The organism is Lysinibacillus sp. BF-4 (assembly GCF_000743635.1).
GTDB lineage: Bacteria > Bacillota > Bacilli > Bacillales_A > Planococcaceae > Metalysinibacillus > Metalysinibacillus saudimassiliensis.
In genome coordinates, this window is sequence record NZ_JPUW01000001.1 from 1 (window position 1) to 12511 (window position 12511).

Sequence of the window (12511 nt, forward strand, 5' to 3'; positions counted from 1 at the left end):
TCCCAGCCTCTTTTATAATAGGTGGTGTATTAAAATCTGTTTGTGTGGCACCTGTGGCTAAATTATAAATAGCTGTGGCTTTGCAATCGAGCGCGAGTAGCGCATCTTGATGACCAGCAACACGGCTAACAACAGGGAGCTTGCGTAACTTTTTTGTATACCGCATATAATGTTGCCCTTCGCTCGTCATACCTAATAAGCGGATATAACTAGGGCTAGTGAGGGCATCACGCTCTTGCTGGGTAACACCTAGTAAAATATGTGTGAGCATACGTTGTAAACGTGCTGTAGTGTAACGCTTTGATTTGATTTGATTTAAAAATTGTTCATAATTTGTTGCGTGCTTAGCCGCTTTAACTAATGCATACTCGATACCTTCATTAACATCAGCAAATTTTGCAATAAAATCGGGCGACCATTGCAATAAAGTATGACGTAGCAATGGATAAAAATCAGCCCATGTTACGTGTTGCTTTGTTGCTAATAGCTTAGCTGTAGTAGGTGGTACAAAGTTTGTAATGGATGTAGTAGTTAAAAGCGCCTGACGTATCGCTGTGGCGCTTGCGATAGAGTTGTGGCTGAAATGGTCATCGTGATAATTTGCCGCCTTACGAGGGATTGTAATGGCTTGCATCGTGCTAGCTAAGGCAACGGCACTCTTTACGTAGTGAAAACCTAAAATATTATTAGGTTGCGTTAAATCAATATACTGATTTGTTGGTGCAATCGTAGTAAATGCATTAGCCATAGCACGCGGGTAGCTCATGCCTGTTTTTACTGCTTGCTTAATGAGTTCGTCGTAGCGTTGTTGCTCACGTGTTAATAAATCCACAGTCGCATAAAAGTCTGTTGCCTCCCCGCTTTCATTACCAAAAGCAAAGGCATTGCAACACATTGCATCTAATAGAGTAATAGCACCTTTTGCGAAGTTAGGCGCATAGGCTGTGCTAAAAACATAAGGCAGTTCTATGACAATATCAACACCATTATCTAGCGCCATTTGTGTGCGTGCCCATTTGTCGATAAGTGCAGGCTCGCCGCGCTGTACAAAATTACCGCTCATAACAGCAATTACTACATCGGCGTTTGCGCGTTCTCTTGCTTGTTCAGCGTGATAAAGATGTCCGTTATGAAAGGGATTATATTCTACAGTAATGCCAACTGCATTCATACAATTGCCTCCTTGTGTGTTATACTGTACATTATTATACGGAGGTTCAAGATAAGTGACAAGAAAATATCTTGACATCTAATTTCACACATTATATAATCAACATTGTTGTCTTGAGGTGATAAAACGTATGAAATGGTCAATTCATCAGTTATCTAAGTTTCGCCGAGACGGGATGCCAGTTGATGCAACAGTTCAGCTGGACGATGTAATGGAGCGAAATTCTGATATTCGTAAAGTTTCGCCTATTCATGTAACAGGGCAATGTACATTCAGTACATCGCAAATGACTTGTCAATTGCACTTGTCAGGCGAGTTAGTGCTTCCTTGTGCTCGCACATGGGAGGATGTAAATTATCCGATTGAAGTCGATACAGTTGAAATTTTCAGCTTTGTTGATGAAGCGTTACGTGGCAATGAGGAAGACGAAGACATACACTATGTCGACGGCGACGTTATTGACGCAACGCCTGTCCTTGAGGAGCTTTTGCTACTTGAGGTGCCAATGCAAGTGTTTAAGGATGATTCCGAACGACGCGAGCGTGACGGTAAGGGCTGGACGTATAAAACGGACGACCAACTCGTTTTGCAAAAGCAAAATGACGAACCAAAAGTGGATCCTAGACTAGCTGATTTAGCTAAGTTTTTAGATCAAACAGATGAATAAACAATCTGTAAGGAGGTGCCATTCATGGCTGTACCATTTAGAAGAACTTCTAAAACTGTAAAAAGAAAGCGTCGTACGCATTTCAAACTATCTGTACCTGGTATGGTAGCTTGCCCAAACTGTGGAGAAGCTAAACTATCTCACCGCGTATGTAAAGCTTGCGGACATTACAAAGGTAAAGAAGTAGTAAGCAAATAATACAGTATTTGCGCTATACCTAGGCTGTTTCAGAGACCATGGCTCTGAAACAGCTTTTTTATGCCATAATATGCTACAATTTTAGGCAAAGGGGGAATTATTATGGCTTACATAATCGACAAGCAAGATGGGATTTTAACATTTACCATTGACCGTGAGGAAAAACGTAACGCAGTTAATGATCAAGTGATGGATGGGTTACAAGAGGTCATCACGTATATTCAAACAAATGATGATGTGCGCTTTTTAGTGATTACTGGCGCAGGGGAAAAATCATTTTGTTCAGGTGGGGACCTTTCTGTATTTCATGCACTCGAAACTGAAGAACAAGCTTTTGGTATGCTGAGTAAGATGGGCAAAATTTTATATGACTTAGCTACATTAAACGTACCAACGATTGCTTTAATTAATGGTGCAGCTGTGGGTGGTGGTTGTGAAATTGCGACAGCCTGTGATTTTCGTTTAGTGGCAAGTCATGCCAAGTGCGGATTTATTCAAGGAACATTGGCAATTACGAGTGGCTGGGGTGGCGGCACGTATTTATTTGAGCGAGGTTTGCGACATGACCGCGCATTAAAAATGTTAATTGATGCAAAACCTTATGAAGCAGAGCTATTATATGAGATTGGTTGGGCAATGCGTGTGTTTGAGGGAGATAAGCAACTTGCTCTTGATGACTTTATCGCTAATATGCGCAAAATCCATCCTTCTGTACATCAGGCCTATAAAGAGATTGAGCTACGTAAATGGCGCGAGCGCAATATGTATGAGCGTGTGATGGATGAGGTGCGCTTGTGTGCAAAGCTTTGGGAAAGTGAAGCTCACCACGAAGCGGTTAATAATTTTCTGACGAAAACAAAAAAATAACGCAAAGGTTGCCAATACGGCAGCCTTTTTTAATGGAGGGACACGTATGAAAATAGCGATTATTGGTGCGGGTGCGATAGGTAAGCTACTTGCGACCTACTATGCACAACAACACGAAGTAATCATGGTCGTGAGGCGTGAGGAGCAAGCGCGTGCTATTATGAACAACGGGATTACAAAGCTCACACCTACACAATGTGTGAATTACCTTGTACAAGCAACGACGACCTTGCCAAAGGCAGATATTTATTTTGTAACCGTGAAGTTTTACCATTTGATGGCACTTCAGCCATTACTGCAACAAGTGACTACTACACTCGTTTTTTTACAAAATGGACTGGCTCATCAATCCTTTGCCCAACAATTTTCTTGTGAAGTGTTAGTAGGTACACTGACAGTAGGTGCAGAAACGAAGAATGATACAACGGTGTATGAGCGTGGTGCAGGTACTATGAAGCTTAGTGCGCCGCAACAACATATAATTTGGCAACTTACAAGCGAGGCGTTACCTATTAGTTATGTAGCAGATGTGAATGAAGTACTTTGGCAAAAGGCGATGCTCAATAGCTTAATTAATCCGTTAACAGCACTGCTTGATTTACCAAATGGCGAACTAATAACTAACACACACGCATTTCACTTACTTAAAACTATCTATGAGGAGCTGATTACTGCTTTTCCTGATAAAAAACATCTAGTAGGATTTGAAGATGTGGTGCAATTATGTCACAATACAGCGATGAATACCTCGTCTATGCGCGCTGATTTTTTAGCCAGACGACCAAGTGAGCTATCAACAATTGTTGGTGCGATTTTACAGGAGGCATTAAACCAACAACAGGTCTTGCCTACACTGCATACACTATATTATGCTTTATTAGCAATTGAGGAACGGAGGGCAAGTGAGTGAGCATTTTGCAAGTCATACTGAGTGCGCTATTATTTTTGCCACACAGTATTTTTATTGTACTGGTAGTACTTAGTAAAAAAGTGAAGTTTATAACCGTTGGTAGAGCGGCAGATATTACTACTGTTTTTTTAATGGTTTCTGTACCGTTAGCACTGCAGGCACTGACTGGCGTACAGTTAGGCTATGCGTTGTTTAGCCTGCTCATTATTATTGCTATTTATAATACATTTCGAGTGTGGCGTTCAGAAAAGGACATTGAAATTATAAAGCTAATGCGTAAAACATGGCGTATTTACTTTGTTATATTAACCGTACTTTATTTTTTAACCTTGCTTGTTGGTATGTTTTATCACAGTACAAGCAACTAGGTCGAGCAAAATTATTTTGATTTCGAGATAGAAGCGTTACACTATAGGATAAAACGAACATTATTAAGGAGTTATTTTTCATGCAAATTACAGCAGTTACACCACCACTACACAATCAACTCGTTGAAGATTACTGGACAAAGGGTTCTACGCTTCAGTCGTTCTTTAGCTATGCTTATGAGGAAGCGGCATTTACAGAGCGCCTTGCTTATTTACAAAACCAACATTATGAGCGTGAGCAACTTGCAGCTATTATGCGTGAGTCAATGAGTGTGTATCCATTATCTGCAACAACTGAACAACATTTAACGCAATTAGCTAATGGTGCGTTTGCGATTGTTGGTGGACAGCAATCTGGCGTATTTACGGGCCCACTTTATTCTGTGCATAAAGCAATTACAGTAATTCAATTAGCGCGCAAGCAAAGCGTTGCATTAGGCGTGCCTGTAGTGCCTGTATTTTGGATAGCTGGTGAAGACCATGACATCGAAGAAATCAACCATACTTTTACGTATACAAAAGACGGGCTACATAAGCGCAAATATAAAGATCGCTTTATCGAAAAAACAATGGCCTCAACAACTGAGGTTACAGAAGAAAAACTACAGCAATTAATTGATGCGGTCATCGCGGATTATGGTGAGCAGACGTACACTAAAGAAGTTATAGCACAGTTACGCGCAGCAGCTAAAGTGAGCACAACCTTTACAGCCTTCTTTACGTATTTAATGCACGGACTATTTAATGATGCAGGTTTATTATGGGTTGATGCAGCTAATCCTAAGTTACGTAAGTTGGAGTCAGCTTATTTCATACGTTTGATTGAGTCAGCACCAGCGATTGCTAAAGTTGTAACAATGCAAGAAGAAAGATTACAACAAGCAGGTTATGGTACACCTATTTTTGCTACAACTGAAGCGGCAAATTTATTTTATGTTAAAAACGGTGCTCGTCATTTGTTGACACAGCAAGATGGTGTATTTACAACGGGTGAGGATACTTTCACCAAAGCACAGTTAGTAGACATAGCTACTGCGCATCCGGAACAACTTAGTAATAACGTAGTAACGCGCCCACTTATGCAGGAGATGGTGCTGCCAGTATTAGCTTTTGTCGGTGGACCTGGTGAGCTTGCGTACTGGGCAACATTAAAACCGGCCTTCGATGAGATGGATTTGCAAATGCCGATTTTTGCACCGCGTTTACACATTACTTTAGTGACTCCGCATGTACAAAAGCAATTACAGGCTTTGCAACTGACAATTGAGCAAGTATTTGCAGGTGAACACCATAAAAAGCGTGAAGCATTTATTGCTTCTGTACAACCAACTGAAGTATTAGATACGCTAGCAACTACTAAGCAAGCATTGCAAGCAAACTATGCGACACTATTACAACAAATGCCTGAAGCTTTGCTAACAATTACACAAAAAAATCAAGAACTACATCTTCGTCAATTTGATTATTTACAGCGTAAAGTGGAGCAAGATACTTTAATAAAGCATGAGGTAGCATTAGCGAAATATGCTGTACTTGATTATGAGTTACTGCCTGATGGCGGTTTACAGGAGCGTACGTATAATCCATACCAATATATTGCAAGTTGTGGTGCGGATTGGATTAATGCATTGTGTCAGCAAAACCTACAGACCTCATATAAACATTATGTGGTTTCGTTGTAATAAAAAAAGAAAAAAATAAGCGAATTTGCAATAACACCCGATTTTTCAAGCGGGTGTTATTTTTTGTAGGTATATTGATACAAACCTCAATTGATAGAAAATTCTAAAATCGTTGGCTATGCCTTATAAATATCAAATTCGGTGGAGGAAAGTGGGGATTTGTGGTACATTATTTAGAGTGATGAGGTGAAAAAGATGTTCATTGGTGAGTATGAGCACACGCTTGATAGCAAGGGTCGCATTACCATGCCTGTTAAATTTCGAGCGGCACTTGGTAGTACATTTATTGCAACGCGCGGACTGGACCAAAGTCTCTTTATTTATACCGAGCCTGAATGGCAACTCGTCGTAAACAACATCAAACAGCTACCACTTATGGAGCGTAATGCTCGTGCGTTAACGCGCTTGTTTTTTTCTGGCGCAACTGCACTTACCCTAGATAAGCAAGGCAGGATTATTTTGCCCAATTATCTCCTCGATTATGCACAACTCACAAAATCATGCACAATTATTGGTGTAGGTACTCGCATTGAAGTTTGGTCAACTGAAATTTGGCAGAGCTATTATGAAGTAGCTTCTACACAGCTCGATGGATTAACAGAAGATATTTTAATTATAGATAGATAAATTGGAGGAATACGTTTTATGTTCGATCATACAACGGTCTTATTGCGCGAAACGGTTGATGGATTGAACATCCAGCCCGATGGCATTTATGTAGACTGTACACTCGGTGGCGCAGGTCACAGCGAATATTTAGTAAAGCAATTAAGTGATGAAGGTAGATTAATTTGCTTTGATCAAGACATTATTGCGATTAATAATGCAAAGGAACGTTTAGCATCCTACTTAAACAGGGTAACGTTTATACATGCGAATTTTAGATATTTAAAAGAGGAGCTTGCAGCAATTGGTATTACAGAGGTTGATGGTGTGCTTTACGATTTAGGTGTATCGTCACCACAACTTGATACAGCAGAGCGAGGCTTTAGTTATCATAATGACGCACCACTTGATATGCGTATGGACCAAAGTGCACCATTAACAGCGCGTGAAGTTGTAAATGAATGGGCTTACGAAGATTTAGTACGCATTTTCTTCCGCTACGGCGAAGAGAAGTTTTCTAAACAAGTGGCTCGTAAAATCGAAGCAGCACGTGAGCAAGCACCCATTGAAACAACAGCAGAACTTGTTGAATTAATTAAAGAGGGTATACCCGCAGCGGCTCGACGTAAAGGCGGTCACCCTGCAAAGCGTATTTTCCAAGCCATCCGTATTGCAGTGAATGATGAGCTAGGTGCAGCTGAGGATTCTATCACAGATGCGATTGAAGTATTAGCGCCTAAAGGACGAATTAGTGTAATTACCTTCCATTCACTTGAAGATCGACTTTGTAAGACGATATTTAAGGAAGCGTCATCATTACCTGATTTACCACCAAATTTACCTATTATCCCGGATCATATGAAGCCAACGTTACGTTTAGTGAATCGCAAGCCAATCTTGCCATCTGAGGAGGAGCTAGCGAGTAATAACCGTGCGCGTTCGGCAAAGCTACGTATAGCAGAGAAAAACACTAATTAAAAGGATGTGATACTATGGCACAACGCGCTTATCAGCAACCATTACAAACACCTCCACAGCAGAAGCCACCTGTTGTAACAAGAAGATATAAGACAAATGCACCTGCCAAATTTGATAAAATATTAATGGTTGTATTTATTGCCGTTTTTATAGCTTTAGCTGTTACTGCAGTAACTCGTCAAGTGACCATTTACGATATGACGAGAGAAATTAAAGGTGTAGAGCTTGAAACAAAAGCGATGCAACAAGACAATCGCGAATTAAAAGCAACGTTAACTGAATTATCACAGCCAGAGCGTATTTGGAAAAAAGCAGAAGGTTTAGGCCTTACGCAAAGTGAACAAAATGTAAAGGTAGTGCCAGCGAAATGACCAATCAAAAGCAACGAAGAAGTAAAGGTGCATTTTTCCTTTTCTTTGCTTTTGGTATCGTCTTTTTGACGTTATTTACTCGCATTGTTTACATTCAAGTAACAGGTGAAGTACAAGGTAATGATTTGAAAGAACGCGCCACTGAAATTAGAGCTCGTAAAGAAGTATTACCCGCAGAGCGAGGCAAAATTGTCGATCGTAAAGGGGCTATCATTGTTGAAGACACAACAACATATCGCCTACAAGCTATTTTAGATACCCCACAGGCGGTTAAAATGAAAATTCCGTATGTTACTGACCCAAAAAGCACAGCTAAGGTGTTAGCGAAGCATATTAAAATGTCAGAGAAGGCAATTTTAAAACAACTAACACTGCCAGACCGCACGCAAGTAGAGTTTGGCAATGCGGGTAAGGATTTAGATTTTACAACTAAGCAAGCCATTGAAGAAGAGGGAATAGCAGGAATTAACTTTTCTAGTGAAGCAAAACGCTTTCACCCTAATGGTACATTTGCCTCTCATCTAATTGGTTACGCCAAACCTATTGTTAATAAGGATGGCAAGATTGAGCTTGTTGGTGAGATGGGACTTGAACATATTTATAATGATTTACTGACAGGTAAGGACGGCTTATTAAAGTATCAAGGTACTAAAATGTCGTCGATTTTACCTAATAGTGAGCGCGATGTGCAACCACCTAAAAATGGTGATACAGTACAGCTTACATTGGTGAAAAACATTCAAAACTTCTTAGAAGAAGAAATGGATGAAATTTACAAACAGTACAAACCTAAAGCAATGTCAGCAGTAATGGTTGACCCTAAAACAGGGCGTGTGTTAGCTATTACGCAGCGTCCTACATTTAACCCTGAGACATTAGAGGGAGAGGGTATGAGCTGGTTAAATGCGCCAATTGAGCAAACTATTGAGCCAGGCTCTACTATGAAAATGTTTACCCTAGCTGCCGCAGTAGATACAGGTAACTGGACGCCTAATGCATATTACCAATCAGGTAGTTATAATGTTAATGGCACAGCAATTAGAGACCATAATTTACAAGGTTGGGGTACGATTACGTATTTAGAAGGGCTTCAGCGTTCTTCTAATACAGCGATTGCACATATGCTAGACATTATGGGGACAGATAAGTTTTATACGTATCTCGATCGATTTGGCTTTGGTAAACCAACGGGTATTGATTTACCAAACGAAGCAAGTGGAGTGCTGCTTAATCAAGAGCCAATTGAGCGTATTACTACAGCCTTTGGTCAAGGTAGTACGTTTACACCTATTCAATTAATACAAGGTGCAACAGCAATTGCAAATGATGGTAAAATGATGCGCCCATTTGTTATCGAAAAAATCATTGATGATACAACAGGTAAAGTAATTGAGCAGCACAAACCAAAGCAGGTTGGTGAGCCAATTACAAAAGAAACAGCCGCAACAGTACGTGATGTACTTGCTTCAACAGTAACTTCTAAATATGGTTCAGCTCAAAGTTACAATCTAGAGGAGTATGAAGTCGCTGGTAAAACAGCAACTGCACAAGTACCACGTGAGGACGGCAGTGGTTATTATCCGTTTGATAATAATAATTTCCTTTATGGCTTTTTAGGAATGGCTCCTAAAGATGACCCGCAAATTATTATGTATGTAGATATTACCATGCCAAATTTAAGCCCAGGCGAGTATGGATCTAAGCCAGTTTCTAAAGTGTTTAATTCAGTTATGCGTAACAGTTTAAAATACTTAAATGTTAATACAACAGAAGTTGAGCCCGTAGAAAAAATACAGTTTGAGGATTATACAAAGCAACCTGTGCAAGACACACAACTTGCATTAGAGGCAAAAGGATTAATACCAGTAATTATTGGTGAAGGTGAAACAATTACTGAGCAATATCCAAAACAGGGAAGCACGGTCGTAAGTGGCACGCGTGTATTTTTGAAAACAGAAGGACCAAGTACGTTACCATCATTTACAGGTTGGTCCCAACAAAGTGTTTTAACTTATGAGGCGTTAACAGGTTTATCCATCGAAACAAATGGTGAGGGCTTTGTTGTTAGCCAAAGTGTTTCGGCAGGTACACAAGTTACAGAAAATACAACTATCGTTTTACGACTGCAGACGCCAGAGGAGAGGTTTACGCCGCAGCCAGAAGATAAAGCTGAGCCGCCGCTTGAACCAAAACTGCCAGATGGCTATGAGGGCCTAGAAGAAGGAGAGTCATTACAGCAGTTTGATAATCCAAATATTGAGCCAGGTGGCGTAGGATAGTAGTTAGCCTAATAAGAAAGGAGTTGTCATGTAAAATGACAACTCCTTTAGGTGTTTACATAAATGGATAAAAAGGAGAACGTATTTTCATGACAGTTTCAACGATTGCAATTGTGTTTGCAGCAGCATTTATTTTAACGGTAGCGCTAGCACCGGTAGGAATTCCCTTATTACAGCGATTAAAATTTGGTCAAAGTATTCGAGAAGAAGGACCAGAATCACATTTTAAAAAGGCTGGCACACCAACTATGGGTGGTTTGATTTTCTTAGTATCAATTTTAGTAGTCACTATAGTGTTAGGCTTTGTCTTTAATTTCATGACTACTCAAACATCAACACTATTACTTGTATTTTTAGGATTTGGAGTCATTGGATTTTTAGATGATGGTTTAAAAGTAATTTTTAAGCGAAATTTAGGCTTAACGTCTATTCAAAAATTAATTGGACAAATTATTATTGCAATTGTTGCATACTTATTACTGCGCGGTAATGAATTTGATACATCTGTAACGATACCGTTAGTTGATTGGTCAGTTGATTTGGGTATGCTGTATGTAGGCTTTTTAATCTTTTGGTTAGTAGGGTTCTCAAATGCTGTTAACTTAACAGATGGCTTAGATGGTCTAGCTTCAGGATTATCTGTAGTTGCTTTTGCAGCTTACGGTATTATCGCCTACATTCAAGAGCAAGGCGATGTGGCCTTCTTTGCATTCGTTGTAGCAGGTGCAATGCTCGGCTTCTTATTATTTAACAAAAACCCAGCTAAAGTATTTATGGGTGACACAGGTTCGCTAGCACTTGGCGGTGGACTTGCGATGCTCTCAGTACTAACAAAGCAAGAGTTTTTACTACTTATAATTGGTATCGTATTTGTTATCGAAACGCTATCTGTTATTTTACAAGTGGGTAGCTTTAAATTACGTGGGAAACGTATTTTTAAAATGAGTCCCATCCATCACCACTTTGAGTTATCAGGTTGGTCAGAATGGAAAGTAGTAATTGTCTTTTGGACAACAGGTATTATTGCTGCCGTTGCAGGCATTATGATGGGGGTAATGTAAATGAAGCCATATACAAATTTACAGCATAAAAAAGTATTAGTACTAGGTTTAGCAAAAAGTGGCTTAGCCGCAGCAGAGTTATTACATGACTTAGGGGCATTTGTAACAGTAAATGATGCAAAGCCTTTTGAAGAAAATAAAGAAGCGCAACAATTACTTGAAAAAGGTATTACCGTAATTTGTGGGCGTCACCCAGAAGATTTATTAGATGAAGGGTTTGAACTTGTGGTGAAAAACCCTGGTATTCCATACACAAATCCTATTATTAGTGATGCTGTAGCACGCGGCATAGCAGTGTGGACAGAAATAGAGCTTGCCTATTTAGTAAGTGAAGCACCGATGATTGGTATCACAGGCTCTAATGGTAAAACGACAACGACTACATTAGTATATGACATGCTACAGGCAGCACAGCAACAACCAAAGATTGCAGGTAATATTGGTACAGTTGCATGTGGTGTAGCAAGAGAGGTAACACCAGCTAATGTGATTGTAACAGAGTTATCTTCGTTCCAATTGATGGGGGTATCACAGTTCAAACCAAAAATTGCGGTACTTTTAAATTTATATGATGCGCATTTAGATTACCACGGTACATTTGAAGGTTACGCAGAAGCGAAGTTTGCGGTTACTAAGCAACAAGATGCAAGCGATTACTTTATTTACAACGCTGACCAAGAAGTTGTAGCAAATTATGCACAGCGTAGTAAGGCTCAAAAAATTCCTTTTACAACAGCAGGACGTACTGAGCAAGGTATTAGTGCAGATGCAACAATGATTTATTGGCAGGGAGATGCAATTTTATCACGCGATGAGATTGCGCTACCAGGTGAGCATAACTTACAAAATATTTTAGCTGCTGTAGCAACTTGTATTTTATTAGGAAGCGATGTACAGCCTTTGCAAGAGGTATTAAAACACTTTGGTGGTGTTAAGCATCGTACACAATTTGTTGCTGAACAGCAGGGTGTGAAATGGTATAACGATTCTAAGGCAACAAACTGCCTTGCAACAAAGAGCGCCTTATTAGCTTTTAATGCACCTACTATTTTATTAGCAGGTGGCTTAGAGCGTCATCATAGTTTTGATGAATTAACAGACGCACTACAAAATGTTAAAGCTGTTATTACCTTTGGTGAAACAAAGCAACGACTTGCTGATTTTATGACAGATAAAGGTATTACGGCAATGCTTGTAGAAGATGTAACAGAGGCAGTTCAAGTGGCACGTACACTTGCGACTAAAGGAGACACTGTACTACTATCACCTGCATGTGCAAGCTGGGACCAATATGACAGTTTCGAAATCCGCGGTGATGCATTTATCGATGCGGTAGCTAAACAGTAAAGGAGT

Annotated in this window: 13 protein-coding genes; 12 read left to right on the forward strand and 1 reads right to left on the reverse strand. The window is 39.9% G+C overall.

Annotated elements, in window-relative coordinates:
• A partial coding sequence (locus CH76_RS00005; RefSeq protein ID WP_152553262.1) for a nucleotidyltransferase occupies positions 1-1171 on the reverse strand: 1171 nt, incomplete at its 3' end.
• A gap of 130 nt (positions 1172-1301) precedes the next feature.
• On the opposite strand from CH76_RS00005, the gene CH76_RS00010 reads away from it, so the two are divergent.
• The 12 genes from CH76_RS00010 to murD all read left to right on the forward strand — a co-directional run bounded on the left by CH76_RS00010 (position 1302) and on the right by murD (position 12505).
• Positions 1302-1838, forward strand: coding sequence for a DUF177 domain-containing protein (locus CH76_RS00010; RefSeq protein ID WP_036141090.1), 537 nt, complete (start codon positions 1302-1304; stop codon positions 1836-1838).
• 24 nt (positions 1839-1862) lie between these two features.
• Positions 1863-2036: a 50S ribosomal protein L32 gene (gene rpmF / locus CH76_RS00015; RefSeq protein WP_036141093.1), complete on the forward strand. Its 174-nt coding sequence runs from the start codon at positions 1863-1865 to the stop codon at positions 2034-2036.
• 102 nt (positions 2037-2138) lie between these two features.
• Entirely contained in the window at positions 2139-2903 is a 765-nt protein-coding gene (locus CH76_RS00020; protein WP_036141097.1) for an enoyl-CoA hydratase/isomerase family protein, read from the forward strand.
• A gap of 46 nt (positions 2904-2949) precedes the next feature.
• A complete protein-coding gene (locus tag CH76_RS00025; protein WP_036141100.1) occupies positions 2950-3813 on the forward strand; it encodes a 2-dehydropantoate 2-reductase in 864 nt (287 codons plus the stop codon).
• Positions 3810-4181, forward strand: coding sequence for a DUF3397 family protein (locus CH76_RS00030; protein ID WP_036141103.1), 372 nt, complete (start codon positions 3810-3812; stop codon positions 4179-4181). The genes CH76_RS00025 and CH76_RS00030 overlap by 4 nt, the downstream gene beginning before the upstream one ends.
• 80 nt (positions 4182-4261) lie before the next feature.
• The gene (gene bshC, locus CH76_RS00035; protein ID WP_036141106.1) at positions 4262-5863 is read left to right on the forward strand and encodes a bacillithiol biosynthesis cysteine-adding enzyme BshC; all 1602 of its coding nucleotides are present in this window, start codon (positions 4262-4264) and stop codon (positions 5861-5863) included.
• 195 nt (positions 5864-6058) lie between these two features.
• Complete coding sequence (gene mraZ / locus CH76_RS00040; protein WP_036141108.1) at positions 6059-6490, forward strand: division/cell wall cluster transcriptional repressor MraZ; 432 nt, start codon at positions 6059-6061, stop codon at positions 6488-6490.
• A gap of 18 nt (positions 6491-6508) precedes the next feature.
• Positions 6509-7447 (forward strand): 16S rRNA (cytosine(1402)-N(4))-methyltransferase RsmH, encoded by a 939-nt coding sequence (rsmH, locus tag CH76_RS00045; protein WP_036141111.1) that lies wholly within the window; start codon positions 6509-6511, stop codon positions 7445-7447.
• 14 nt (positions 7448-7461) lie between these two features.
• On the forward strand, positions 7462-7818 hold the full coding sequence (gene ftsL, locus CH76_RS00050; RefSeq protein ID WP_051910111.1) for a cell division protein FtsL: 357 nt from the start codon (positions 7462-7464) through the stop codon (positions 7816-7818).
• Positions 7815-10097 (forward strand): penicillin-binding protein, encoded by a 2283-nt coding sequence (locus CH76_RS00055; protein ID WP_081892581.1) that lies wholly within the window; start codon positions 7815-7817, stop codon positions 10095-10097. Before ftsL ends, CH76_RS00055 begins: the two co-directional genes overlap by 4 nt.
• Positions 10098-10186: 89 nt before the next feature.
• Positions 10187-11158, forward strand: coding sequence for a phospho-N-acetylmuramoyl-pentapeptide-transferase (gene mraY, locus CH76_RS00060; protein ID WP_036141113.1), 972 nt, complete (start codon positions 10187-10189; stop codon positions 11156-11158).
• Entirely contained in the window at positions 11159-12505 is a 1347-nt protein-coding gene (gene murD / locus CH76_RS00065) for a UDP-N-acetylmuramoyl-L-alanine--D-glutamate ligase (protein ID WP_036141116.1), read from the forward strand.
• The last annotated feature ends 6 nt before the right edge of the window (positions 12506-12511 follow it).